Genomic DNA, 22,696 nt, shown 5'->3' with positions numbered 1-22,696 from the left:
ACCGGCCACCTCGGTGCGAGCGGTAGCGTATTCGCCGTAGTTCTCCACTGTCGTCGCAGGAAAACGAAAGGCCACCCGACGTGTCGCAGCCCGCCTTCGCTGAGGCCACCCTCGCGCAGTACCTGACCGACCTGGCCGCGAAGGTGCCCGCACCAGGCGGCGGTGCCGTCGCCGCATTGCACGCCGCACAGGGCGCCGCGCTGGTCGCGATGGTCGCGCGCTACACCACCCGCGCCAAGGACGCCGAGCACCGGCCGGTCATCGACCGGATCATCGAGGCGGCCGACGCGGCCCGCGAGCGCGCGCTGGCCCTGGCCGATGCCGACGCGGCGGCATTCACCGCCGTCGGCAACGCCTACAAGTTGTCGAAGGATTCCCCGGAGCAGGTCGCTGCGCGCAGCGATGCCATTACCGCCGCGCTGCTCGAGGCGGCCCGGGTGCCCGCCGCGGTCCTCGACGAGGCCGACGAGGTGCTCTCTCTCGCCACCGAACTGCTGCCGATCGGCAATCCCAATGTGGTCACCGATATCGGCGCCGCCGCCGACGCGGCACGGGCCGCGGCCACCAGTTCGCAGCTCAATATCGAAATAAACGTCCGCTCGCTCAGCGCCGAACAGGGCGATAAGTTCGCGGCGGTGCTGATCCGCGTCGACGAGATCACTGCCCGTGCGGACGCATTGCACGCGGACGTTTTGCACGCCGTACGCAGCTGAAATCGACCGACCGGTCGGATCGTTTGTTCGGTTTCATGCCGGGTATGTCGCCCCTATACGAAAAACTGTGGACTTGGACGGCCGTTACAGAACCGGTACGTCGAGTTGATCATGAAGTCCTAGACTGGATTTCTGCGTCCCACACCAGCGTGAAGGGGTGGACAATGCGGAGCGCACTCAGATACCTGTTCCTCGCGACCACGATCGTCGCCTTGGGGGCCTTCGGGTCCGGAACGGCATTCGCCACTACGATCCTCAAACCAAGCGCCGACGTCGTCGCGACGATTACCCCGTCGGCAGGCCAGGAAGTCGGGATCGCGGCACCGGTGACGATTCGATTCGCCAATCCGGTCGCCAACCGCGACCGAGCCGAACGACTGGTCGATATTCGAGCCACCGAGCCGCTGCCTGGAGCCTTATCCTGGGCAAATGATCGTGAACTGACTTGGACGCCAACAAGTTTCCTGCCAGCCCGGGCGCCGATCTCGGTGCAGGTCGGTAACGCGCGCACGGAGTTCCGCACCAATGCGGGCGTGGTCGCCGACGCCGATATGTCGGCGCATACCTTCACCGTGAACATCGGCGGAGCAGTCGCGCGGTCGGTGCCCGCATCCATGGGCAAGCCTGGCCACGAGACACCGACAGGTACGTTCCCGGTGCTGGAAAAGTTCCGTTCCATCGTCTTCGACTCGCGCACCATCGGGATCCCGCTGAGCTCGCCCGAGGGCTACGTCATCAATGGCGAATACGCCGAACGCCTTACGTGGGGCGGGGTTTTCGTGCACTCCGCACCGTGGTCGGTGGATTCGCAGGGCAATGCCAATGTCAGCCACGGCTGCATCAACCTGGCGCCCGATGACGCTGCCTGGTACTACCAGACCGTCGGCGTCGGCGATCCGGTCACCGTGCACTGGTGAGCCGTAATCAATCCGTTTTTCCTTCGCGACACCTCCCTTCAATTTCGTCACGCGCGGCAAACCTGGCAGTATCCTGCCGGGGTTGATACAACTGCGAGACACACGTGATCGTATGACCCGATGAAGGTGGGCGATGGATCGACCGGATATGACCTCGCGGGCGAATTCGGGCCCGCCGCCGGGCGCTGCACCACAACAACCGCTCGGTGCGCCGAGGGCATACCAGACTCCGGCACCGCCGAACCCGTTCCACCGGATCGGCTTCACCGAAGACAATGCGCCGACCGGGCCGATTCCCCGGATTCCGGTCGACGGCGCACCTATCGACACCGGCCCACTACGGCGCGTTCCGATCGACCACGCCGCAACGCAATCCGGGCCGCCGCCCCGAGTACCGGTCGACCGGGCGCCGACGAATACCGACCCGTTCCGGCGCATTCGCGGCCAACAAGTTCCCGGAGGCCAGGCTCCGAAACTCCCGGCTCCGAATCCCCCAACTCCGGATCCCCAGGGCCCGAGGCAAACCGGACCGATCCCGCATATTCCCGTGCAGGAAGTTCCCGCGCGTCCGGCCCCGGACCCACATGTCTCGATGCATCAGGCACCGACCGTGCAGGACAGTGAGCAGCAGTCGCTGACATTGCCGGACCCGATTCGTCAGGCACCCATCACCCGAAACCCGAGCTCTCCCGCCCCGCAAGAGCCGAACTGGCATACGCCTGTTCCCCAGGAGCCGCCCAGGCGGGCTCCGCTCCAGCGAGATCCGATGCGCCAGAACCCGATTCATCCGGGGTTCGCCCACGGCGAGGCCGCCTGGCACGATCCGAACCATTACGCTCCGCGCACATACGAGCAGCACCCGATTCAGGCAGACGACAGGGGACCCGCGCGGCAGGAGTTCGACTATCGAAGTGAGTGGTCCGAGTGGGTCGAGGAAGCGCCCGAAGAGTCGAAACCGTCTGCGCCGGACTACTTCCGGCATGAGGATGCCTTGGCGGCCATGATCGATCGGTCCGGACGGAATCGATCGAAGCGCCGGTGGATGCCTGTGCTGGTCGGATCGGTCGCGGCGGCCGGACTGCTCGTGGTGGCTTTCGTGCAAATTCGGCCGGATCCGCAACCGGCGACGGTGGCCTCCTCCACTCCCAGCCAGGTCGCGGTCTCCGGCTCCACCTCCGCCGCGGAGTGCCCGGCCGAGCGGGTCGGGGACACCATCACCGGCAACGGTGCGGGCGGAATGGATTCCGGACCGGGCGTCATCTTCGCGTTCCAGTACGCGTATTACGTCACCCGATCCGGCGCGGCGACCCGAGAATTCGTCGTGCCCAATGCATCCGTCTCGCCTGCCGGGACGATTCAACAGGGCATCGATGGCATTCCGGCCGGGACCACCCACTGCATCAGCATTACGCCGGGGGCGTCCGTCGGTCAGTATCTGGTGCAAGTTACCGAGCACCGGCCCGATTCGACATCGGTCACCTACAAACCTCAGGTCGTCACGACGGCGCGGGTGGGCAACCAGACACTCATCACCGGAATCGGCGCGGCCTGACGGTCATACCGGCGAATTCCATGGCACCAGTACGATTTTCCCGCGGACGTGCCCGGATTCGCTCAGGTGATGGGCCTTGACCACCTCTGCCATCGGCAGCACCTGATCGATTTCCACGTGCAACCGGCCCGCCTCGAACAGGGCGGCCAGCTCGCGCAGATCGCGGCCGGACGGATTGACATACAGCCGCTCGTACCGCGGATCGCCCTCGGCATCATTGCCCTGTGCGTCGATCAGGCGACCGTCCGCGGCGAGCACCGGTAGCGAACGCGATCCGTAGTCACCGCCGACGAGATCGACGATGACGTCGACATCACCCACCGCGTCCGCGAAATCGCATGTCGTGTAGTCGATCACCTCATCCGCGCCGATTTCCCGCAGGAATTCGTGGTTGGCGGCGCGGGCCGTGCCGATCACATACGCGCCACGGTCCTTCGCGATCTGCACTGCGAAATGCCCGACACCACCTGCCGCCGCATGCACCAGCACCCGTTGTCCGGCAACGACTTCGGTAAGTCCCTGCCATGCGGTCAGCACTGCCGTAGGCACGGCGGCCGCGTGGATGTGATCCAGGATCGCCGGTTTCGGTGCGAGGAAATCCGCCTGCACCACAACGTATTCCGCATAGCCGCCGGACCGGCTGAGCACCATGCCGTAGACCTCGTCGCCGACCCGGAATTGCTCGACACCCGCACCGAGGGCATCGACGATCCCGGACACATCGAAGCCGAGGGTGAACGGCGGATCCCCGAGTTTGCGCACCAGTCCGGACCGCAGCTTCCAGTCCGCCGCATTCATACCGGTGGCGGCGACCCGCACCACCACCTCGCCAGGTCCGGCGCTCGGCCGATCGACCTCGACGATTTCCAGAACCTCGGGACCACCGAATGTTTTTTGCGTGATTGCGAGCATGCCCTCGATTCTGCGGTCCCCTAGTATCCAAGGGAAAGAAGGCACTTCAATGATCCCGAGGTACCCGATGGATACTATTGTCGACTGGTCCGGCTCCGACAACCTGGTCAAGAGCTATCTGACCAACTGTCCGGCGCGCGAAGTGCTGACGGTGCTCGCCGACAAATGGGTGCTGCTGGTCCTCGGTGTGCTGCGCATGGCTGGCGGGCCGGTGCGCTTCAACGATCTGCGACGTCGGCTCGACGGCATCACCCAGAAGATGCTCACCCGCACGCTGCGCAATCTGGAGCGCGATGGGCTGGTCCGCCGTGCGGTCTATCCCACCGTCCCGCCACGCGTGGAGTACTCACTGACCGATCTGGGTGCCAGCCTCGGGGAGCTCAGCCACGCGATGGGGGTCTGGTCGGTGCAGCACCACAATGAAATCCTCTCCGCCCGCGACGAATTCGATACACGTGCCGAGCCCGAACCCATCTGAATGCCACCCGCGTCTTTCAGCCGTGGGTCAGGCGGCGTGCAGGAGGTCGCCACCGGATGCCAGGGCCGCGTAGCGCCCCTCGGCGTCCATGAGCTCGCGGTGGGTGCCGCGTTCGATGATGTGGCCGCGGTCGAGTACCACGATCTGGTCGGCGTCGCGGATGGTGGAGAGCCGGTGCGCGATGGTAATGGTGGTGCGGCCTTCGGAGAGCGCATCGATGGCGGCCTGCACCTCCTGCTCGGTCCGGTTGTCCAGTGCGCTGGTGGCCTCGTCGAGTACCAGGATCGGCGGATTGCGCAGAATCACCCGCGCCACCGCCAAACGCTGCTTCTCACCGCCGGAGAACCGATAGCCGCGTTCGCCGACCAGCGTGTCGTAACCGTCCGGCAGGCTCGCGATATGGTCGTGGATCTGCGCGGCCCGCGCCGCGGCGTACAACTGCTCATCGGTCGCATCGGGTTTGGCGAAGCGCAGATTGTCCGCGACCGAGGCGTGGAACAGGTAGGTCTCCTGCGAGACCACGCCGACGGCCGCGGCCAGATCGGCAAACGACAAGTCGCGCACATCGATTCCGTCGATCTCGACCCGTCCGGATGTCACATCGTAGAGTCGCGCCACCAGGTAGCCGAGCGTGGTTTTGCCCGAACCGGTTTCGCCGACGATTGCCAAGCTGGACCCGGCGGGGACGGCGATGTCGATGTCCTGCAAAACATCCCGAGTCCCGGCTCCATAGGTGAAGCCGACGTGCTCGAAGCGGACCGCGCCCTTGACGCCCGAATCCGGCACCGGCACAGCCGTTATCGGTTCCTCGATATCCGGCTTCAGATCCAGGTATTCGAATATCCGGCCGAACAGCGACATGGAACTCTGCACCTCCACGCCGGTGTACAGCAGTTGCACCATCGGCCGCAGCAGGCTGGTCTGCAAGGTCGTGAAGGCGACCAGGGTGCCGATCGAAACCAGCGGATGTCCCGCCGCCACGGTCAATCCCGCCGCCCAGTAGACGATCGCGGGCATGGCCGCCATGACGATCTGAATCGTCGACTGCCGCCACCGTCCGGCCATGCCGGACCGGATCTCCAGGTCCACCAGCCCACGCGACTCCTGCGCGAAATCCGCAACCAGCGCGGGCGAGCGGCCCATCGTGCGCCCGAGCAGAATGCCGCTCACCGACAGCGATTCCTCCACGATCGCCGACATGCCCGCCAATTTCTGCTGCCGCTGCGCGGTGATCTTCCTGCGTTCGTCGCCGACGCGGCGGCTGATCCAGACGAAGAACGGCAGCATGACCAGTGAGACCACGGTGAGCCGCCAGTCCAGGGCGATCATGGCGATCACCGAGGCGGTCACGGTGGTGAAGTTCGAGACCAGTGAGGTCGCGGTCGAGGTGACCGTCGACTGCATGCCGCCGATATCGTTGGCGATCCGCGACTGCACCTCACCGGTGCGGGTAGTCGTGAAGAACGACAACGGCATTCGCTGCAATTGCGCATACACCGCGGCGCGCAGATCGTGCATGACCTCTTGACCGACCGCGGTGGAAATGTAGGTCTGGAGCACGCCGAAGATGCTGGTGAGTGCGGCCACCGCGACCATGCCCGCCGCCAGCACGGTCAGCAGATCGGTGCGGCCGTGTGGCAGGGCGTCATCGAGGATGCCGCGCAACATGAACGGTGATGCCAGCGCGACCAGTGACGACAGACCTACGAGCGCGGCGACCAATGCCAAGCGCGCGCGATACGGACGAAACAGCCGGACGATCCGGCGAAGTTGATGTGGGGGCCGCATAGGCGCCTCCTTCCGAGGACTACTACAGCAAACTGAGCATGACTCATAATTGTTCCCAAAACAATGAGTTATGCTCAACGAATGGATATCGCGCTCGATCCCGACCTTCCCGAGCTGTTCCTGCGCACCGCGAAACGCATCCGCCGCAACCAGGTCGCCCGACTCGCCCCGCTAGGCATTACCCCAGGTCAGGCCCGTGCTCTCCGCATTATCGGCCACCACGACGAGCCACTGCGGATGGCCATACTCGCCGAGCACCTGGGCATCGTGCCGCGATCGGCCACCACCGTCGTCGATGCGCTCGAAGCCGCGGACTTGGTCACGCGCGCGCCCGACCCGACCAACCGCCGCTCGACCCTGGTGACGCTGACCGACTCCGGCATAGCCGCGCTCTCGCAGATGGCCGCGGCCCGCCGTGCGGCCGCTGAAGAGGTCTTTGCCAGCCTGAGTGAACAGCAGCGCACAACGCTTCGCGATTTACTTGCCGCACTCGATTCGGAGGCGCCGGTCGGCCCATCCGCTGGGACGAACATCTCGTTGACCTCCCCGCCGCCCCGGTGCTGAATTGGGACATGCCGGCCTCGCCCGCCGGTCCGATTGCGAGGGCGCAGACCGACATCGCCGCCGAGACGGACCTAGCCCATAGCGGGCCAGGCATCCCTGCCCGGTCTCGACGTTGATCGTCGCCCGGAATAGCCGCACCATCGGGACCGGCCAGCGTCACCCCGCGACATCCACGCCGTGGCTGCGGGCAAGGTAGCCAGGTCGTAGTGCCGAAGTCCTTGGGGCGGTGCGTGTTAGGCGGAGCGGGAAATTTCGGCGGCGGTTACTACGTGGCGCATGAGGAGGGCGGTGGTTACGGGGCCTATGCCGCCGGGGACGGGGCTGAGGGCGCAGGCTTTGCCGCGGACGGTTTCCGCGTCGACGTCGCCGACGATTTTGCCGTCGGGGGCTTCGTTGGTGCCTACGTCGATGACAGTCGCGCCCGCGCGGACGTGTTTGCCGGTGACCAGGCCGATGCGGCCGGCGGCGGCTACGACGATATCGGCGGCGGACGTGACGACCGGGAGGTCGGTGGTGCGGGAATGACAGATGGTGACGGTGGCATTTTCGGCGAGCAGGAGTTGGGCAAGGGGCTTGCCGACGATATTGGAGCGGCCCACGACGGCGACATGCCGACCGGCGAGCGGGATTTCGTGATGCTTCAGTAGTTCGACGACGGCCTCGGAGGTGGCGGGGACGAAACCGTCGAGGCCGGAGGCGAGCAGGCCGAGGGAGAGCGGGCTGACGCCATCGACGTCCTTGCCGGCGGCGATGGCGGAGCTGACATCGTCGAGGGTGACACCGGCGGGCAGCGGCGTCTGCAGCATGATCGCATCGATGGCGCTGTCCGCGCTGCGGGCGGTGAGTTCCTCGCGGATCCGCTCGATGCTCGCGTCCGCACCGAGTTCGATGGTGTCGCAAGCGATTCCGAGACGTTCGGCGGCCTTGCGCAGCGAGTTCACGTACCACGCGCTGGCCGGATCGTCATTGGCCACGATCAGGGCCAGGCGCGGCGCGGTTCCGCCCGCGGTGAGCGCGGCGGCGCGCTGCTTGGTGTCGGCGTTGATGGCGGCGGCGAGTTCCTTGCCGGACAGCGAAACGGTATCCACGTTGTCACACCTTATCGGCTGCACCGCGCGGCTGGTTCCGCTGGTCGTCCTGCGCGCGGCCCGGTTTACCCGAACGCCGGAAACAACGCCTGGCAATTCCCAGTTTATGGCCTTTACCAGTCGTATTGTGATCGTGCTCGCCAATGGCTAACTGTCAGCTTACCGACCTCATACCCCGTTTCACGCGTGGAAAGGTGTCGACTGCAGTGAAGATCTCGAGGCATTGGAAACTATGGGTGGCGACCGCGTTCGCAGCCGCGACCATCACCGGACTATCGGGCGCACCCGCCATCGCGGCGCCGGAAACCGACGTGCTCTACAACTCCGCCCAGCGTGCCTTCACCGACGGCGACGATGCCGCCGGACGCGCCGAACTTCGACAGCTGATCGCCGCCGACCCGGCTGATACCGAGGCCCTTTCGCTGCAGGCGATCTGGTCGCATTACGCCGGTGACCTGCCCGCCATGGCCGATGCGCTGGCCCGCCTCGCCGCCGCCGACCCGGCAATGGCCCAGGGCACCAATAATGTGCTCGGCGCGATCGGCGCCGCGATCGCCACCCTGCCGAATCCGCTGCCCGCGATCGTCGGACCGCAGACCGGAATCGTGGTGCTCGGCTACGGCCTGCTCCCGGACGGTTCGCTGCGCCCCGAATTGGTGAACCGGCTGACCGCGGCCTGGTTGCAGGCGGTCGCCTCACCACTTTCACCGATCGTCGTCACAGGCGGTAATCCACAGAACGGGATCACCGAGGCCGAGGCCATGCGGGCCTGGCTGGTCGGCAATGGCCTGCCCGCATCCCGGATCAATGTCGAGAGCCGGGCCGGATCTACGGTGCAGAACGCACTTTTCAGCACCAGGATGCTGCGGGATCTCGGCGCGAACAGCGCGGTCGTGGTCACCTCGCCCAACCACATCCGGCGCGCGGTCGCCGATTTCATCGTCGCGGGCACCCAGGTGGTCGGGGCGATGACCTCACTCGAGCAGCTGGTATCACAGTTGCCGCCGCCCGGCAGGCAGGCGCAGCGCGGCATCTACCTGGACGCCACGCGGACATTCCAGCTCGCCACCACCCGCTGAGCGACCCGGTCCGAGCGTGCACATTCGGCCCCGAAATGGCACAAACGCAAAAAGTGCACGCTCGGCCACCACCACACCCGCAAACACGGCACGATATTCCGATGACATCAACCGGAGATGTGGTCGCGCAACTGCGCGCCGCGGGCTGTGTATTCGCTGAAGACGAGGCACGGTTGCTCATCGCCGCCGCGACGGAGACCGGTGCCGATCTCATGGAGTTGGTCGCCCAACGGGTCTCCGGAACTCCACTGGAATACCTGCTGGGCTGGACCGAATTCCACGGCATCCGTGTCGCGGTCGCCCCGGGCGTGTTCGTACCGCGCCAGCGCACGGTCTTCCTCGTCGACGAGGCCGCCGAACTCGCTCGCGCCATGTCCGCGCACCCCCTCGTCGTCGATATATGTTGCGGCTCAGGCGCATTGGGTCTCGCGCTGGCCAAAACTCTGGCCGCCGAAGGCCGTCAGATAGAACTCGCCGCTACCGATATCGAACCTATGGCGGTCGAATGCGCCCGCCGCAACCTCACCCCGATCGGCGCGCCCGTCTACGAAGGCGACCTTTTCGAGCCGCTTCCCCGTGAATTGTCCGGGCGCATCAATATCTTGCTCGCCAACACCCCGTACGTGCCATCGGAGATGATCTCCAAGATGCCGCCGGAGGCACGCGATTACGAACCGCGCACCGCCCTCGACGGCGGTCCCGATGGCCTGGATATCTTCCGCCGTGTCGTCGCTGCCGCCCGCAGCTGGCTCGCGCCGGGCGGCCACCTGCTGGTCGAATCCACCGAAGCCCAGGCCATGCCCTCGATCAGCGTCCTCACCGCGCACGGCTTCACCGGCCGCATCGCCGAATCCGATGAGTTCTACTCCACCGTGGTAATCGGCACCAAGCCGAATACGTGATGCAGGCCACCACGCAACGCCGATGAACTGGATACGACCGCTCGGGCGATCCGAGGCCGCTACTTCTTGCGCCCGGTGAACTCGTCCATCGAGTGGTACACACCAACCGAATTCAGGAACAGATCGCGCAGCTTGATCGGCAGCAGACCGGAGATCGCCTTGTTGAGGCGGGAGGTCCACGGCAGGATCACAAGTGGAGTGCCTGCCTTCATTTCCCGCCACGAGGTATCAACGACATCGTCCTGTTCCAGGATCGGCGTGAACAGGAACCCCTTCGCGCCATCGAACATTCCGGTATTGATGTAGGTCGGACAGACCGTCGTGATCTGCACGTGGTCGTGGCCCGCCTGTTCGAGTTCGATGCGCACCGAATCCGACCAGCCCAGCGCCGCCCACTTCGAGGCCGCGTACACGCTCATGCGCGGATTGGAAACCAGACCCGCCGAGGACGCGATGGTCAAGACGCGCGCCACACCCGTGCCGCGCACCATCGCGGGCAGGAATTCGAGCGTAATGTACATCGGCGCAAGGGAATTGATGGCGATCGTCTTATCGATATCGGCGCGATCGGTGGTCTCCCAGAAGTAACTGTTGCCGCGCACGATGCCCGCATTGTTGATCAGGATATCGATATCGCCGACTTCGGCGCGCACCGCCGCCGCGGCCTCTCCGATGGCGTCCTGCGCGGATACATCGACCACATAGTGATGAATGGCGACACCGCGACCGGACAACTCGACCGCGGTCTCCTTCAATGCGGATTCGTTGATATCCCACAGCACCACCGCGGCCGCGCCCTCACGCACCGCCCGCTCGGCGAACCGCTTACCCAGGCCCATTGCCGCGCCCGTGACCAGGACCTTCTTATCGGCTACCGTGTCCAGTTTCATTCGTCCTCATCCTGATTTCTTCGTGAAATAACTTCTGGCGCAATTACTTTTGACGCAGCGCCTTCATGACGCCGAAGTACAGCGTCATCGTCTTCGCCCACAGTTCCTCGGACATGCCGGGCAGCGGCGCGATCGGGAGCATCCGCTGCACCGCGATCGTCTGGGTGTCGATGTACTTCAACAAGCCCTCTGGACCGTGCCGACGCCCGGTACCCGAAATGCCGAGCCCACCCGATGGCGCGTCCGCACTCCCCCATGCCGCGATGAAGCCCTCGTTCACATTCACCGAACCCGCATTGATGCGCGCGGCTACCTTGCGGCCTCGATCGGCATCCTTGGTCCAGACGCTCGCATTGAGTCCGTATGCGGTGTCATTCGCCTGCTCGACCGCCTCATCGTCGCTGCCGACCCGATAGATCGACACCACCGGGCCGAAGGTCTCCTCGCGATACACCGTCATCCCGGGACACACTCCGGTCAGCACGGTCGGCTCGTAGAAATACGGTCCGAGATCGGGACGAGCCCTGCCGCCCGCCAGCACCTGTGCGCCCTTCGCGACGGCGTCGTCGACATGCGCACTGACGGTGTCCAATTGGCGCTGGAATGTCAAAGACCCCATATCACTGGCGTAATCGAGCGCACCGCCCAATTCGATCGCCCGCACATGCTCGATGAATTCGCCGACGAACTGGTCATAGACCTTGTCGTGCACATAGATTCGCTCCATCGACTCGCACAGCTGCCCCGCCGAGGCGAAGCAGGCCCGAATCGCGATCTTGGCCGCCCGGGACACGTCCGCATCGGCCAGCACCAGCAGCGGATTCTTGCCGCCGAGTTCGAGCGAATAACCGATGAGCCGTGCCCCGGCCTGCTGCGCGATGGTCCGGCCGGTCGCACTGGACCCGGTGTAGTCGACATAGTCGGCGCGCGCGATCACCTCACCGCCGATAACCGAACCCCGACCGAGCACCGCCTGCCAGAGTCCGCGCGGCAGCCCGGCGCGCTCGGCGGCATCGATGGCCCATAGTGCGGTCAGCGCAGTCTGGTTATCCGGGCGCGCGACCACGGCATTTCCGGCGGCCAATGCGGGCAGGGCGTCGGAGACCGCCAGGGCCAGCGGATAGTTCCAGGGCGAAATCACCGCGACCACGCCCTTGGGCCGATGCCGCACATCGACCTGGGTCAATACCGGCAGCACTCCGCGCGGCTTGCGGGGGGCCAACAGCTTGTTCGCGACCGACGCGTAGTACCTGGCATTGACCGCGACATCCCCGACCTCGTCGAAGGCGTGCGCGCGCGATTTACCGGTCTCGGTCTGCACAATATCGAGGATGGTGTGCTGTTCGGCCAGCACGATGTCGTGGAATTTCCGCAGCACCGCGACCCGCTCGCGGACCGAGCGCCGCGCCCATTCCTGCTGCGCGGTGCGCGCGGTCGCGAAGGCCGTTTCGATGTCGCCGGTAGCGGACTGCGGCAGGTCCGCGATCTTGTGTCCGGTCGCGGGCGCAAACACCTCCACCGCGGGGGCACCGCCCGCGATCGCACGATTCAGCAGGGGTTGCACCAGGGCCGCGGGCAGGGCCGTCGGTTCGGTCAGCTGGCGGGCGGTCGTCATTGTCGGCCCTCTCCTGGGTCGGGCGCCTGTGCTGGACGAGGCGGTAAGCCGAGTTCAGCCATTTCCTGAACACTAGTGTTAGATTAATGCCGGTGCCGCACCTCATGTCAAGCTGTCGGGTGTGGGACACAGACGGGTCAGGCTTCGAGTTGTGAGGCATCACCATGTCCACTGACACTTCCCACACGAATGGCGCGGCCCGCCGGGGCAGACCACCACAGACCCAGGAGCAGGCCGAGGAGGTCCGCGCCCGCATCGTGCTCGCCACCGCGGCGGTATTCACCCGCGGCGGCTCGCGCGGACTCAGCGTCGCCCAGATCATCGAACAGGCAGGACTGGCCCGACCCACCTTCTACCGCTATTTCGGCAATGCCACCGAACCGCTGCACGTCGTGTTGGAGGTCTCCAACGACGGCCTCGTCGACGGCATCCGCACGGCACTGACCGGTCCGGACGAGCCGGTCGAACTCGGCATTCGTCTCATCGACGCCTACCTCGGATGGGCCCGTGGACATGGTGCGATGCTGCGCCCGCTGTTCGCCGAACTGCACGATCCGGCCTCACCAGTATCGGCCTATCGCGAACGGGCACTGGACGATATCCGCGCGCTGGTGCGCGAAACGTTCGCGGAATTGGGCCGGCCGGTACCGTCACCGCTGGATCTCGATGCGGCCCTGCATGTTTGCGAGTATGTGGTCTATCGCATTTCAGCGGGTACCACGCCCGGCGCCGAGCCGGACGCGGAAACCGTTGCCGCTGGACGGCTCACCATGATCCGCGTACTGCTCACCACGCTCGGCACCCGCGCCGATCTCGAATACGCGATGACGCTACCGGGCATCTTCCCGGCCGCGCAGTGAACCTATAGATCGAGTTCGAGTTCGCCACCGCGAGAACGCGATACGCAGGTGAGCATCGCATTGTTGCGCTCGCCGGGCAGTAGCGCCCGGTCCCGGTGCTCGACCTCACCGGCGAGCACACTCGCCCGGCACGTCCCGCAGAAACCCTGCTGGCACGAGTAGGCGACGCCGGGTACTGCCCGCCGGATCGCGGTCAGCGCGGATTCGTCGGCCGCGACATCGACCTCGGCTTCGCTGCGGCGCAATCGAATACGGAACGGCGCACCGTTGCTGACCGGTACCGCCGAGAAGCGCTCGGTATGCAGCGAAGCCGTCGGATCGTGCAACAGCAGCACTTTACGCGCGGCTTCCGCCAATGCCGGTGGTCCGCAGACATATACCGCGGCACCGGTCGGCGTCTGTTCGAAGATCATCCGCGGATCCGGCACCCCGTACTCGTCATCGGGTCGCACCACCACATCACCACCGGTGAAGTGAGCGAGCTCGTACAGGAACGGCATCCGCGCCCGCGAGCGCCCGAAATACATGAGCCGCCACGGTATTCCGGCACGTTCGGTGGCGGTGACCATCGGTAGAATCGGCGTGATCCCGATACCGCCCGCCACGAAGAAGTACTCCGACGCGTCGATGAGCGGGAACGCATTGCGCGGTCCCCGCACCCACACTCGGTCGCCGACGCGCAGCTGCTCGTGGATCTCGCGGGAACCACCGTCGCCATCGGCGATGTAGCGCACCGCGATTCGGTAGCAGCTGCGATCCTCCGGATCACTGTTCAGCGAATACTGCCGCTGCCGACCCGAGGGCAGGTATACATCGATATGGGCGCCCGGCGTCCAGGCGGGCAGGTCCGCGCCGCCTGGATCGCACAGAGTCAGGCTGACCACCTCGTCTGCCTCGGCCTCGATTCCGATGATCGCCAACTCGAAATCGAAACCGGTACGCCGCACCGGCTGTGGCCGCGAAAGCAGCTGCGCCGCTTTCCCTTCGGTGAATACCCGCTTGTAGGTGTCCACCGCCGACGCGATCATCCGCAGCCCGGCTCCCGGCCGGAACTGCTCCTCCACGGCGGTCATGACTCCGCCTCGCTTGCGCTCGGCTGTGTCACGCCCGCCCGGGCGACTGTGTTGGTTTCCTCGCTGCGCTCGGTCACGGCGCTTGCCTGTGCCGCTGGCGACCGCGCGAGGTAGCGCAGTGCGTTATCCATCGGACCGAGTTGGGAGGGATGGAATCCCGGCCGCAGGTACCGCGGAATCTCGGTCAAGAAAGTGGTGAAGTTCGGCACCACACCACGCAATGAGGCACTGGCCATTTGTAGCGGCCACCACCGGCCCTTATTCGGCGAAGGGTCACGCTGGAACAGGTAGGCGCCCGAAATCACGAACAACGCGAGCAAACCCGAACTGGCGATCAGCGCCTGACGCGCCTTGCGGGCGTAGCCGCCGTCGAGATGCATGTACGCGTCGTAGACGACGCTGCGGTGTTCGACCTCCTCGGCACCATGCCAGCGGACCAGATCCAGCATTGCCGGATGCATTCCCTTGGCCGCCAATTTGTCATTGGTGAGCAGCCATTCGCCGATGACTGCGGTGTAGTGCTCCATTCCCGCGAACAGGGCGAGTCGCTCACACAGCCATTCGTGTTTCGCACGGCCGGACAGTCCGTGGTCACCGAGCAGCCGATCAATCAGCCAGGCGACGCGATCCACCATCGGACCGACATCGAGCCCGAGGTGTTCCAATTGGTGGCGGGCCTTCTCGTGCGAACCGGCGTGCATCGTCTCCTGACCGATGAAGCCGCGGACCTCTTCCCGCAATCGCTCGTCATCGATCAGCGGCAGCGCCTCGGCCAGCGCCTGCGCCATGGCCCGCTCGCCCTCGGGGAGCACCAGGTGCATCACATTGATGATGTGGGTGGCCATCACTTCGCCGGGGATGTAGTGCATCGGCACCGAATCGAAATCGAAGCTGACGTCCCGCGCGTTGATGGCATGAGCCTGATCGGCGTAAGCAGTGCCCATCTGATGGTCCTCACGTCTGGTCCCTGGAAGATCAGGGTATTGCCGACATCAGACGCTGTCAACATCAAATGCTGTCAACATCACATGATGTCAACTTCCCCGCTATGGGAGGATCGAGCCATGAACGACGCCGTTTCCGATGGATCGATACCGGGCATGCGCCGCTGGCGCGGCACGCCCCCGGCCGACCGAATCGCCGCGCGCCGCGAACAGCTCGTAGAGGCCGCCATCGAGTTGATGGCCACGATCGGAGCCTCCGATATCTCCATGCGCGGGGTCTGCCGGCAGGCCGGACTCACCGAGCGCTACTTCTACGAGAGCTTCCCGAATCTGGACAAACTGCTCACCGCGGCCTTGGAAACCGTCGTTCTCGGTGCGCAGGAATGCCTGCTCGCGGCGCTGGCCACCGCGCCGCCCGAACCCGAGAAACTATTTCGTCATGCCATTTCGGCGTTCACCGAATATCTGATCGAGGATCGCCGCCGCGGCCAGATCATGTTCGTGGAATCGCAGGCCACCCGGGTACTCGGCGACCGAGGCAATGAGCTCATCGAATTGTTCACCGCCCCGATCGCGCTCACGATCGGGTTGGGTGACGATGGGCCGCAGACCCCACCGGACCAGTACGAGAACAGCCTGAACTCGAACGCCATCTTCGGCGCGATGGCGTATATGTACCGTCCGTGGCTGGACGGAACGATCGATATTCCGCGCGAACGGTTCGATGATCACGCCACCAGCGTGCTGCGCCATATCGCGGCCGCGCGATCGTCCGAGCCGCAGGAGTCACACTGACCTGCCGTTACCCTTGCGTGGACACCGGATCCCGATCCCGCGACCGTTCGAAAACCATTGCGCGATCGGTGATCTTACCGTGGCGCAGCGTGAACAGATCGCGTAGGTAATTCATGCGTAGGCGCCATGGCGCCTTGGTCCCCTGGATCGGGAATTGACTCGCGGCACGCTGGACGTAGCCCGGATTGAAATTCAGGAATAGCGACACAGCGCCGACGGACGGATCGCGCACCGGCGTGCAGCGGGCGTATCCATTGTCGTGCATGTGGCGTAGTAGCCGAACGACGTACTCGCACACCAGATCCGCCTTCAGCGTCCACGACGCATTGGTGTATCCGATGACATATGCGAAATTCGGCACATCCGACAGCATCATGGCTTTGTAGGCCATATGTTCCGAGAGGTGCACCGGCTGTCCGTCGACGGAAAGTTCCATGCCGCCGAAGGCGAGTAGATTCAAACCCGTTGCAGTGATGATGATGTCGGCATCGAGGGTCGCGCCGGAGGCCAGGGCAAGGCCGGTCTCGGTGAATGTCTCGACCTTATCGGTCACGATATCCAATCGGCCCTTGCGGATCGCGCGGAAGAAGTCGCCATTGGGGGCCAAGCACAGTCGCTGATCCCATGGATCATATATCGGGGTGAAGTGGGTATCGATGTCGTAGCCCGCCGGCAGCCAGCGCCGCTGCCAGCCCTTGATCCGCTTGCGCATGGATTGCGGATACCGTTGGCTCAGTTGGTAAATCGCGGTGGCCAGCGCCACATTCTTGGCCCGGGCCACCGCGTAAGCGGCGCGAGTCGGTAGGAATTTGCGCGCCTTTACGGCGAGGTCGTCGCGGGCGGGTGCGGAGATGATGTAGCTCGGTGAGCGTTGCAGCATCGTCACGTGCGCGCCCTGGTCGGTCAGTGCCGGTCCCAGCGTCACCGCGGTCGCGCCGCTGCCGATCAGCACCACGCGCTTGCCCGCGACATCGAGATCACGCGGCCAGTGCTGCGGATGGATGATCGGCCCGGCGAAACGCTCGGTACCCGCGAAATACGGGGTGTAGCCCTCGTCGTAGCGGTAGTAACCGGAGCAGCAGAACAGGAATCCTGCTGCGAATGTGATGGTTTCGCCGGTATCGGTCCGCTCGGCGCGCACCGTCCACCGGTTCTCCCGCGAGGACCATTCGGCACCGACGACTCGATGATTGAAGCGGATATTGCGGTCGATCCCGTTCTCGGCGGCGGTGGCGCGCACATAGTCGAGGATGTCCGCCCCGTCGGCGATCGACTTGTCCCCCAGCCATGGACGGAAGCGATAGCCGAGGGTGTACATATCGGAATCGGAGCGAATTCCCGGATAGCGGAACAGATCCCAGGTGCCACCGATCGCGTCGCGGCTCTCCAGAATCGCATAGCTCTTCCCCGGGAAGGCCCGCCGCAGGTGATACGCCGCGCCTATGCCGGACAGTCCGGCACCGACAATGAGCACATCGACGTGCTCGCCAGCGACCGTCATCGATCTCGTCCTCCGATATTCGGCGGCGCGACTCGCACCGACTTCACCTCCAGCCTATCTGTTGGGCATCGGGATGATCATCGCCCTGGTCGTGGATGCGACGTTGGTTCGGATGCTGTTGGTGCCCGCGCTGGTCACGCTGATGGGGGCGGGCGAATTGGTGGCTACCGGGTGGTGGTTCGCCGCCGGGGGCACTGTCCCGGTGGTCGAGGAGGAGCCCACACCGACTTCCTGAAAACGCACATATGTTTCGATGGAACCGTTTCCTCGGCGTGTGCGTCTCTATGATCAGACGGGATAAGGAAGGGGCGACCGCGATGGCTGTTGATAGTCCGTTCGGCGGGTATACCGAGGATGCGAAGACCGGGGCGCTGAAGGTGCGGATGGAACCGCAGGCGTTTCTGGATATCGACGCGGCCTGCCAGAGCCTCATCGACGAGCTCACGGTCGCGCAGCACGATGCCCGGTCGCTCGGCGAGAAAGAGTCCTGGGGCCTCGGTGAGAACAATCCCCGGCTCACGTCCGCCATCGAACTGGTGAAGTTGTTCCGGGAGAAGGCCTTCGGCGGTCCGAACAATGCATACGACACCATCGGCGACTACATAACAATCGCCACCGAGATCCAGAACCTGTTCAAGACCATCCGCGACACCTACGAGCAGACCGACGCCGAATTCGCCCGTCAGCTTCGCGAGATCCGCGTATGAGCCAGCCGCTGCGCAATCGGCGGCTGACCGGTCCGGCGCTGTCGGCGGCCGCGCTGGCACTTCTCACCGCATGCACGAGTGACAAGGGCTCACCGACCCCGCAGAGCATCACTTCGACCTCCGCGCCCGGCTCGTCCGACACCACCGCGACGGCATTCGATCCCTGCACCGCCTTGACGCCGCAATTTCTGGCTCAGCATCAATGGGATGCCCGAGCTCCGGAGCACAAGCAAACAACCACCGGCGCATTCACCTGGACAGGTTGCGCCTACCTCGCACGAGCGCGCTACAGCTTCGGTGTCCAGACCACCAATGGAACCCTCGCCGAGGCTCGCGAAAAGTTCCCCACCGCAACCGAACTCACCATCCACGGCCGCAAAGCCCTGCGCTACGAGGCCCGCCCCGACGTCCCCGGCGGCTGCACCGTCAATATCGATATGAAATCCGGCTCCCTCTACATTCTCGTAGACGATCCCCGGGGCCTGCACCCCCGCAAACTCACCCCCTGCGATAACGTCACCGAAATCGCCGAAGCCGTCGTCCCACAGCTCCCCCAAGGCAGCTGACAGGTTGTCGCCCTGGAGCGAATCCGATTATCCCGCAACCGGATCGCCCGCCGCTCGCCAGCCACTTTCGATACCGCGCATCAGCGCGGGGTACACCAGCAGATAGCGGAACGGCAGGATTCCGGCCATATAGAGCTTGCCGAGTGGGCCGTTCGGTTTGACCAATACGGCCATCTGGCCGCGGTAGCCGCCGGTTTCGTCGCGGACCCAACCGATATGCATCACGCCGTGCATGGTTCGGTTGGCGATCTCGGCGGCCCATTCGGTGTCGGTCAGGTAGATCGAGCGGAATGGGGCGCCCTCGAACACTGGTCCACGCACGTCGCGAAGATCAGCGGGCAACCGGTCACGCAGCGACGGTACGCGCGCCTCGATACCCGCGTCGGCCCTGTCCCAGCCGAGCAACGCACCGAGCTTCCAGCGGATCGCGAACAGCACTCGGTAGACGACGGAGAATTCACTCGCATTGTTACCCGAGGTCATCTGCCGCACCAGCCGCGGAAAATCATCCGGACCGCCGGGTGTCGGCAATGCCCAGACATCCTCGACCCCGAAATCGGGCGCTATGTCATGGATCCGCCAGAGCCGGGATGTGTGTGCGGAATTCGGTAGTCGCATTGCGCCATCCATATCCGAGGCCGTCATCGGGATGCGAGTTCGAAGATCTTGCGCGGACGGTCTTCGCGCTCGTCGAAGGTGACGTCTACATCGGCCGCCGCGACGGCCGCGAAGGACGCCGCGAACGCCTCGTCGAATTCCCACTGTCCCGTGGAGACGACCGCGTCACCACCATCGGTGGTGACCCAGCAGTCAGCGGACAGGCATCCGGGCACCGATCGCAGCACCGCGCCGACTTTGCGGACCCGGGCGACGAAGTCGTCGAAATCCTCGGGTCGTGGGTAGTGGAATGCGACGAATCCGACCGTCATGACGGTCCCCTCTCGTTGGCGAGGACACCGTAGCCCTCGCAATCGCTGATGTACCAACGGCTTTCAAATATACGGTGCCGTATACTTCGATCGTAGCCAGCGGTGCGGCGGTGTCAACACCGTCCGCGATACTGAAGGTATGGTTGCCGTCACTCGCACCCCACGAAGCAGCTGGATCGAGCAGGGCCTGCTGGCGCTGTCGACCGGCGGTCCCGATGCTGTCCGCATCGAGAGCCTCGCGCAGGCACTCGGTGTCACCAAGGGGGGCTTCTACGGGCACTTCGCCGACCGCAACGCATTGCTCGAGGAAATGCTCGATACGTGGGAGCACGAGAGCACCGATGAGGTTCGCGCGCAGGTCGAGAGCGAGGGCGGCAACCCACAGACCAAGATTCGGCGCGCGGGCTTGCTCACTTTCTCCGACGAGCGCCTGCCCATCGACCTCGCCGTGCGCGACTGGGCCCGCCGTGATCCGGCGGTCGCCGAACGGCTACGTCGGGTAGACAACGACCGGATGGAGTATGCGCGCGAGCTGTTCGGCAAGTTTTGCTCGGATCCCGACGAAATAGAGGCCCGCGCGCTGCTCGCATTCTGTTTGGCGGTCGGTAAACATTTCCTCGCCGCCGACCACAACGAGCGAACCCGCCTCGAGGTGGTCGTCCGCGCCGCCGACCTGCTGTTCGAGGCTGCGCCGGAGCGCTGAAACTACCTGCGGCGCAGCAGAACTCCGCGAATGAAGGCGGCCTGGCCGGCGTGCTGGATATCGTCGTCCACGACGCTGATCAGCCGTACGCCCAAGGTGACCGGGGGGTCCCAGCGGGGGTCGACGATGCGGGGCAGATCGGCATCGGCGAGTCCGCAGACGTAGTCGATCGTCTGCGCGTGCACCGCGTCGTAGTAGCCCAGCAGCAGCTCGGCGGAAATCCCGCCGAGTTCGGCGACCTCCGCGGCGCGGTGCCCGTAGCCGGTCGCCTCGGCGGGGAACGGCAGGTCGAACCGCTTGGCCCAGCCCGCCGCCGTCCACACCTGCTCCAGTCCCGCCACGTCCGCGACGTGGTCGTCCTGCACCCGGGTCAGATGCCAAATCAACCAGGCGATGGAGTTGGCGTCCGGATCGATCCGAGCCGCCAACTCGGCCTGTCCGAGCCCCTCGACCGCGCCGTGCACATTCTCCCGAACCCGTCCGAAGGCATCGACCAACAACTCAGCGCTCGTCATGACCTCATGCAAGCACACAGCCGCCGCCGATATTCCCGATCGTGCCGTTATCCACCCAGCGGCAGCAGCAGGTCGGCCGATTCGAGGTCGAGCAGGGCTCGTTTGGCAGGCAGTCCACCCGCATAGCCGGTCAGGGATCCGTCGGCTCCGATCACGCGGTGGCACGGGAGCAGGATCAACAGTCGGTTGTGAGACAGCGCACCGCCGACCTTGCGAGCGTCGGCTACGGTGCGGCCGAGTTGGCGGGTCAGAGCACCATAGGTGGTTGTTCTGCCGTATCCGGTGGTCGCCTCGAGTGTCCGCAGGACCTCTCGATCGAATGCGCTCATATCCGTCAGATCCATCGGTACCGTGAACTGCTGGCGTTCGCCGGTGCAGTATTCGTCGATCTGATCTGCGGCGATCTCCAGATGCTCACGCGCCGTGACGTTTTTGCCCGACGATCCGGTCGGCGGAGCGTCGGTGAACGCGACCATGGTGACACCGGTCTGGTTCGCTTCGATCAGCAGGTTGCCAAGCGTCGAGCCGTGCACCAGTCGTGCGGTGGCGGTATCGGACATGATGTTGCTCCCTTCTTTCGAGCCTTCATCAGGTAGACGCCGCCCAGTACCGAAACGTGAGATCACCTGCCGGAGTCAACTTTCCATGCCGCGTATGCCGCAGGCAGGCAGACCGCGCACGGCCGGTAACCGGCGGCGACGGCGGTCTGTTCATCGGCGAAGAAGACACGCTGAGTGCGGTAGTGGCCGCGCGCCAACGCACGCAAGGCCGACGGGCAGTCGAGGCGGCCGTAGAGTTTGCCGCGCCGATGACCGCCGAATCGGCCCGGAGTGGGGCTGGGATACGGGCGGCCGTCGGCGTCGGTCAGGGTGTACATCTCATTCGGCGTCGTGCAGAACCAGGCCCAGGGTGTGTCGGTGACCGCTACGAATTCGACTGACGCCGTGGCGGATCGGGGCGCGAGACCAACCACGCGCCGATGGAGTCGGCCGGTCTCGGGTGGTGAAGACGAGCGCGTGGCCCTGTTCCAGGATGGTGACCATCGGCTTGGATTGCGCGCGAGGGCGCTGCTCGACCAGGAGGAATTCACCGCCGGTGTGGTCGATGCCGGGACGGTCCAGGCCGATTACGACCTGCAGCGGAAAGACGAGCTCGCCGTAGAGGTCACGGTGCAGGGCATTCCAGTCACCTTCGGTGTAGCGCAACAGGATTGGCGTCGGCTTGGCTTGACCGGCGGCGCGACAGGTGTCGAGCCAATCGTCGAACTCGTCGGGCCAAGGCGTCGGATCGTCGAGTCGCTCGGCCCAAGTACGGGCGATGGGCAGCAATTCGCGGTAGAAAGCCCTGCGCAACCGCATGATCGGCGCGGGCACCGGATCGGCGAAGTACCGGTAGGTGCCCTGGCCGAATCGGTACCGAGCCATATCGATCGTCGACCGGAAGCGGCCCAGATCCTCCCACATGGCGCTGAATTCGGCGCATTCCTCCGGAGTCAACAACGGGCCGGTCTGAGCGCAGCCGTATGCATCGATCTCCTCGGTAAGAACGCTCCACGGCTGTGCCTCGACTCGTTCTTCCAGTGCGGCAAGGGTTGTCATCGCCTCT

Annotated in this window: 27 protein-coding genes; 13 read left to right on the top strand and 14 right to left on the bottom strand. The window is 65.1% G+C overall.

The genetic code is table 11. The annotated features are described in order from the left end of the window. The first annotated feature begins 80 nt into the window (after nucleotides 1-80). The 3 genes from ACIBI6_RS06560 (at nucleotide 81) to ACIBI6_RS06550 (ending at nucleotide 3,182) form a co-directional block, all read left to right on the top strand. The gene (locus ACIBI6_RS06560; RefSeq protein WP_364347719.1) at nucleotides 81-713 is read left to right on the top strand and encodes a cyclodeaminase/cyclohydrolase family protein; all 633 of its coding nucleotides are present in this window, start codon (nucleotides 81-83) and stop codon (nucleotides 711-713) included. Between the two features lie 164 nt (nucleotides 714-877). Next, nucleotides 878-1,630: a L,D-transpeptidase gene (locus tag ACIBI6_RS06555; protein ID WP_364347721.1), complete on the top strand. Its 753-nt coding sequence runs from the start codon at nucleotides 878-880 to the stop codon at nucleotides 1,628-1,630. 133 nt (nucleotides 1,631-1,763) lie between these two features. Then, nucleotides 1,764-3,182: a hypothetical protein gene (locus tag ACIBI6_RS06550; RefSeq protein WP_364347724.1), complete on the top strand. Its 1,419-nt coding sequence runs from the start codon at nucleotides 1,764-1,766 to the stop codon at nucleotides 3,180-3,182. A 3-nt stretch (nucleotides 3,183-3,185) separates the two neighbouring features. On the opposite strand, the gene ACIBI6_RS06545 is transcribed toward ACIBI6_RS06550, so the two are convergent. Next, entirely contained in the window at nucleotides 3,186-4,094 is a 909-nt protein-coding gene (locus ACIBI6_RS06545; RefSeq protein ID WP_364347727.1) for an NADP-dependent oxidoreductase, read from the bottom strand. 67 nt (nucleotides 4,095-4,161) lie between these two features. Between ACIBI6_RS06545 and ACIBI6_RS06540 the strand changes: the two genes are divergently transcribed. Next, the gene (locus tag ACIBI6_RS06540; RefSeq protein WP_364347730.1) at nucleotides 4,162-4,572 is read left to right on the top strand and encodes a helix-turn-helix domain-containing protein; all 411 of its coding nucleotides are present in this window, start codon (nucleotides 4,162-4,164) and stop codon (nucleotides 4,570-4,572) included. Nucleotides 4,573-4,599: 27 nt separating this feature from the next. Here ACIBI6_RS06540 and ACIBI6_RS06535 read toward each other — a convergent pair whose 3' ends face one another. Next, a complete protein-coding gene (locus ACIBI6_RS06535; protein ID WP_364347732.1) occupies nucleotides 4,600-6,360 on the bottom strand; it encodes an ABC transporter ATP-binding protein in 1,761 nt (586 codons plus the stop codon). Nucleotides 6,361-6,441: 81 nt separating this feature from the next. On the opposite strand from ACIBI6_RS06535, the gene ACIBI6_RS06530 reads away from it, so the two are divergent. After that, a complete protein-coding gene (locus ACIBI6_RS06530) occupies nucleotides 6,442-6,924 on the top strand; it encodes a MarR family transcriptional regulator (protein ID WP_364347735.1) in 483 nt (160 codons plus the stop codon). A gap of 233 nt (nucleotides 6,925-7,157) precedes the next feature. Here ACIBI6_RS06530 and ACIBI6_RS06525 read toward each other — a convergent pair whose 3' ends face one another. After that, nucleotides 7,158-8,012, bottom strand: a complete 855-nt coding sequence (locus ACIBI6_RS06525; protein ID WP_364347738.1) for a bifunctional 5,10-methylenetetrahydrofolate dehydrogenase/5,10-methenyltetrahydrofolate cyclohydrolase — start codon at nucleotides 8,010-8,012, stop codon at nucleotides 7,158-7,160. Nucleotides 8,013-8,248: 236 nt separating this feature from the next. Here ACIBI6_RS06525 and ACIBI6_RS06520 point away from each other — a divergent pair, with 236 nt between their 5' ends. Continuing rightward, on the top strand, nucleotides 8,249-9,091 hold the full coding sequence (locus ACIBI6_RS06520; RefSeq protein ID WP_364347741.1) for a YdcF family protein: 843 nt from the start codon (nucleotides 8,249-8,251) through the stop codon (nucleotides 9,089-9,091). Between the two features lie 101 nt (nucleotides 9,092-9,192). After that, entirely contained in the window at nucleotides 9,193-9,993 is an 801-nt protein-coding gene (locus tag ACIBI6_RS06515; RefSeq protein WP_364347744.1) for a putative protein N(5)-glutamine methyltransferase, read from the top strand. Between the two features lie 59 nt (nucleotides 9,994-10,052). Here the strand turns inward: ACIBI6_RS06515 and ACIBI6_RS06510 are convergent, their stop codons facing one another. Both ACIBI6_RS06510 and ACIBI6_RS06505 read right to left on the bottom strand, forming a co-directional pair. Beyond that, the gene (locus tag ACIBI6_RS06510; protein WP_364347747.1) at nucleotides 10,053-10,883 is read right to left on the bottom strand and encodes an SDR family NAD(P)-dependent oxidoreductase; all 831 of its coding nucleotides are present in this window, start codon (nucleotides 10,881-10,883) and stop codon (nucleotides 10,053-10,055) included. A 43-nt stretch (nucleotides 10,884-10,926) separates the two neighbouring features. Further along, on the bottom strand, nucleotides 10,927-12,498 hold the full coding sequence (locus ACIBI6_RS06505; protein ID WP_396955510.1) for a succinic semialdehyde dehydrogenase: 1,572 nt from the start codon (nucleotides 12,496-12,498) through the stop codon (nucleotides 10,927-10,929). 164 nt (nucleotides 12,499-12,662) lie between these two features. On the opposite strand from ACIBI6_RS06505, the gene ACIBI6_RS06500 reads away from it, so the two are divergent. Continuing rightward, nucleotides 12,663-13,358 (top strand): TetR/AcrR family transcriptional regulator, encoded by a 696-nt coding sequence (locus ACIBI6_RS06500; RefSeq protein ID WP_364347753.1) that lies wholly within the window; start codon nucleotides 12,663-12,665, stop codon nucleotides 13,356-13,358. Nucleotides 13,359-13,360: 2 nt separating this feature from the next. Here the strand turns inward: ACIBI6_RS06500 and ACIBI6_RS06495 are convergent, their stop codons facing one another. Both ACIBI6_RS06495 and ACIBI6_RS06490 read right to left on the bottom strand, forming a co-directional pair. After that, nucleotides 13,361-14,431, bottom strand: coding sequence for a PDR/VanB family oxidoreductase (locus ACIBI6_RS06495; RefSeq protein WP_396955509.1), 1,071 nt, complete (start codon nucleotides 14,429-14,431; stop codon nucleotides 13,361-13,363). Then, entirely contained in the window at nucleotides 14,428-15,375 is a 948-nt protein-coding gene (locus ACIBI6_RS06490; protein ID WP_364347759.1) for a metal-dependent hydrolase, read from the bottom strand. The genes ACIBI6_RS06495 and ACIBI6_RS06490 overlap by 4 nt, the downstream gene beginning before the upstream one ends. 120 nt (nucleotides 15,376-15,495) lie before the next feature. Here ACIBI6_RS06490 and ACIBI6_RS06485 point away from each other — a divergent pair, with 120 nt between their 5' ends. Continuing rightward, nucleotides 15,496-16,170, top strand: a complete 675-nt coding sequence (locus tag ACIBI6_RS06485; RefSeq protein WP_364347762.1) for a TetR/AcrR family transcriptional regulator — start codon at nucleotides 15,496-15,498, stop codon at nucleotides 16,168-16,170. A 7-nt stretch (nucleotides 16,171-16,177) separates the two neighbouring features. On the opposite strand, the gene ACIBI6_RS06480 is transcribed toward ACIBI6_RS06485, so the two are convergent. Then, nucleotides 16,178-17,671, bottom strand: coding sequence for a flavin-containing monooxygenase (locus tag ACIBI6_RS06480; RefSeq protein ID WP_396955508.1), 1,494 nt, complete (start codon nucleotides 17,669-17,671; stop codon nucleotides 16,178-16,180). 73 nt (nucleotides 17,672-17,744) lie between these two features. Here ACIBI6_RS06480 and ACIBI6_RS06475 point away from each other — a divergent pair, with 73 nt between their 5' ends. The 3 genes from ACIBI6_RS06475 (at nucleotide 17,745) to ACIBI6_RS06465 (ending at nucleotide 18,944) form a co-directional block, all read left to right on the top strand. Then, the gene (locus ACIBI6_RS06475; RefSeq protein WP_364347915.1) at nucleotides 17,745-17,906 is read left to right on the top strand and encodes a hypothetical protein; all 162 of its coding nucleotides are present in this window, start codon (nucleotides 17,745-17,747) and stop codon (nucleotides 17,904-17,906) included. Nucleotides 17,907-17,988: 82 nt separating this feature from the next. After that, complete coding sequence (locus ACIBI6_RS06470) at nucleotides 17,989-18,378, top strand: hypothetical protein (RefSeq protein WP_364347768.1); 390 nt, start codon at nucleotides 17,989-17,991, stop codon at nucleotides 18,376-18,378. Next, a complete protein-coding gene (locus ACIBI6_RS06465; RefSeq protein WP_396955507.1) occupies nucleotides 18,375-18,944 on the top strand; it encodes a DUF3558 domain-containing protein in 570 nt (189 codons plus the stop codon). The genes ACIBI6_RS06470 and ACIBI6_RS06465 overlap by 4 nt, the downstream gene beginning before the upstream one ends. A 27-nt stretch (nucleotides 18,945-18,971) precedes the next feature. Here ACIBI6_RS06465 and ACIBI6_RS06460 read toward each other — a convergent pair whose 3' ends face one another. Continuing rightward, complete coding sequence (locus ACIBI6_RS06460) at nucleotides 18,972-19,562, bottom strand: DUF2867 domain-containing protein (protein WP_396955506.1); 591 nt, start codon at nucleotides 19,560-19,562, stop codon at nucleotides 18,972-18,974. A 23-nt stretch (nucleotides 19,563-19,585) separates the two neighbouring features. Continuing rightward, nucleotides 19,586-19,873: an antibiotic biosynthesis monooxygenase gene (locus ACIBI6_RS06455; RefSeq protein ID WP_396955505.1), complete on the bottom strand. Its 288-nt coding sequence runs from the start codon at nucleotides 19,871-19,873 to the stop codon at nucleotides 19,586-19,588. A 139-nt stretch (nucleotides 19,874-20,012) separates the two neighbouring features. Between ACIBI6_RS06455 and ACIBI6_RS06450 the strand changes: the two genes are divergently transcribed. Beyond that, nucleotides 20,013-20,576 (top strand): TetR family transcriptional regulator, encoded by a 564-nt coding sequence (locus ACIBI6_RS06450; protein ID WP_396955504.1) that lies wholly within the window; start codon nucleotides 20,013-20,015, stop codon nucleotides 20,574-20,576. Between the two features lie 2 nt (nucleotides 20,577-20,578). Here ACIBI6_RS06450 and ACIBI6_RS06445 read toward each other — a convergent pair whose 3' ends face one another. The 4 genes from ACIBI6_RS06445 to ACIBI6_RS06430 form a co-directional block, all read right to left on the bottom strand. Beyond that, a complete protein-coding gene (locus ACIBI6_RS06445) occupies nucleotides 20,579-21,091 on the bottom strand; it encodes a DUF664 domain-containing protein (protein ID WP_364347783.1) in 513 nt (170 codons plus the stop codon). Between the two features lie 47 nt (nucleotides 21,092-21,138). Continuing rightward, nucleotides 21,139-21,651: a methylated-DNA--[protein]-cysteine S-methyltransferase gene (locus ACIBI6_RS06440; RefSeq protein WP_364347786.1), complete on the bottom strand. Its 513-nt coding sequence runs from the start codon at nucleotides 21,649-21,651 to the stop codon at nucleotides 21,139-21,141. A gap of 62 nt (nucleotides 21,652-21,713) precedes the next feature. Continuing rightward, a complete protein-coding gene (locus ACIBI6_RS06435; RefSeq protein WP_364347789.1) occupies nucleotides 21,714-21,968 on the bottom strand; it encodes an Ada metal-binding domain-containing protein in 255 nt (84 codons plus the stop codon). 1 nt (nucleotide 21,969) lies between these two features. Further along, nucleotides 21,970-22,689, bottom strand: a complete 720-nt coding sequence (locus ACIBI6_RS06430) for a 2OG-Fe(II) oxygenase (protein WP_364347791.1) — start codon at nucleotides 22,687-22,689, stop codon at nucleotides 21,970-21,972. Nucleotides 22,690-22,696 lie beyond the last annotated feature (7 nt).

The organism is Nocardia sp. NPDC050412, from assembly GCF_044458825.1.
Lineage (GTDB): Bacteria > Actinomycetota > Actinomycetes > Mycobacteriales > Mycobacteriaceae > Nocardia.
This window is presented reverse-complemented; position numbering and strand designations above follow the sequence as displayed.

What these genes read in the sequence shown, in the direction of transcription:
- ACIBI6_RS06555 (WP_364347721.1), top strand. Translation starts at nt 878, where the DNA reads ATGCGGAGCGCACTCAGATACCTGTTCCTCGCGACCACGATCGTCGCC.
- ACIBI6_RS06550 (WP_364347724.1), top strand. Translation starts at nt 1,764, where the DNA reads ATGGATCGACCGGATATGACCTCGCGGGCGAATTCGGGCCCGCCGCCG.
- ACIBI6_RS06545 (WP_364347727.1), bottom strand. Translation starts at nt 4,094, where the DNA reads ATGCTCGCAATCACGCAAAAAACATTCGGTGGTCCCGAGGTTCTGGAA.
- ACIBI6_RS06540 (WP_364347730.1), top strand. Translation starts at nt 4,162, where the DNA reads ATGGATACTATTGTCGACTGGTCCGGCTCCGACAACCTGGTCAAGAGC.
- ACIBI6_RS06535 (WP_364347732.1), bottom strand. Translation starts at nt 6,360, where the DNA reads ATGCGGCCCCCACATCAACTTCGCCGGATCGTCCGGCTGTTTCGTCCG.
- ACIBI6_RS06530 (WP_364347735.1), top strand. Translation starts at nt 6,442, where the DNA reads ATGGATATCGCGCTCGATCCCGACCTTCCCGAGCTGTTCCTGCGCACC.
- ACIBI6_RS06515 (WP_364347744.1), top strand. Translation starts at nt 9,193, where the DNA reads ATGACATCAACCGGAGATGTGGTCGCGCAACTGCGCGCCGCGGGCTGT.
- ACIBI6_RS06510 (WP_364347747.1), bottom strand. Translation starts at nt 10,883, where the DNA reads ATGAAACTGGACACGGTAGCCGATAAGAAGGTCCTGGTCACGGGCGCG.
- ACIBI6_RS06505 (WP_396955510.1), bottom strand. Translation starts at nt 12,498, where the DNA reads ATGACGACCGCCCGCCAGCTGACCGAACCGACGGCCCTGCCCGCGGCC.
- ACIBI6_RS06500 (WP_364347753.1), top strand. Translation starts at nt 12,663, where the DNA reads ATGTCCACTGACACTTCCCACACGAATGGCGCGGCCCGCCGGGGCAGA.
- ACIBI6_RS06495 (WP_396955509.1), bottom strand. Translation starts at nt 14,431, where the DNA reads ATGACCGCCGTGGAGGAGCAGTTCCGGCCGGGAGCCGGGCTGCGGATG.
- ACIBI6_RS06490 (WP_364347759.1), bottom strand. Translation starts at nt 15,375, where the DNA reads ATGGGCACTGCTTACGCCGATCAGGCTCATGCCATCAACGCGCGGGAC.
- ACIBI6_RS06485 (WP_364347762.1), top strand. Translation starts at nt 15,496, where the DNA reads ATGAACGACGCCGTTTCCGATGGATCGATACCGGGCATGCGCCGCTGG.
- ACIBI6_RS06480 (WP_396955508.1), bottom strand. Translation starts at nt 17,671, where the DNA reads ATGACGGTCGCTGGCGAGCACGTCGATGTGCTCATTGTCGGTGCCGGA.
- ACIBI6_RS06475 (WP_364347915.1), top strand. Translation starts at nt 17,745, where the DNA reads ATGATCATCGCCCTGGTCGTGGATGCGACGTTGGTTCGGATGCTGTTG.
- ACIBI6_RS06470 (WP_364347768.1), top strand. Translation starts at nt 17,989, where the DNA reads ATGGCTGTTGATAGTCCGTTCGGCGGGTATACCGAGGATGCGAAGACC.
- ACIBI6_RS06465 (WP_396955507.1), top strand. Translation starts at nt 18,375, where the DNA reads ATGAGCCAGCCGCTGCGCAATCGGCGGCTGACCGGTCCGGCGCTGTCG.
- ACIBI6_RS06460 (WP_396955506.1), bottom strand. Translation starts at nt 19,562, where the DNA reads ATGCGACTACCGAATTCCGCACACACATCCCGGCTCTGGCGGATCCAT.
- ACIBI6_RS06455 (WP_396955505.1), bottom strand. Translation starts at nt 19,873, where the DNA reads ATGACGGTCGGATTCGTCGCATTCCACTACCCACGACCCGAGGATTTC.
- ACIBI6_RS06450 (WP_396955504.1), top strand. Translation starts at nt 20,013, where the DNA reads ATGGTTGCCGTCACTCGCACCCCACGAAGCAGCTGGATCGAGCAGGGC.
- ACIBI6_RS06445 (WP_364347783.1), bottom strand. Translation starts at nt 21,091, where the DNA reads ATGACGAGCGCTGAGTTGTTGGTCGATGCCTTCGGACGGGTTCGGGAG.
- ACIBI6_RS06440 (WP_364347786.1), bottom strand. Translation starts at nt 21,651, where the DNA reads ATGTCCGATACCGCCACCGCACGACTGGTGCACGGCTCGACGCTTGGC.
- ACIBI6_RS06435 (WP_364347789.1), bottom strand. Translation starts at nt 21,968, where the DNA reads ATGTACACCCTGACCGACGCCGACGGCCGCCCGTATCCCAGCCCCACT.
- ACIBI6_RS06430 (WP_364347791.1), bottom strand. Translation starts at nt 22,689, where the DNA reads ATGACAACCCTTGCCGCACTGGAAGAACGAGTCGAGGCACAGCCGTGG.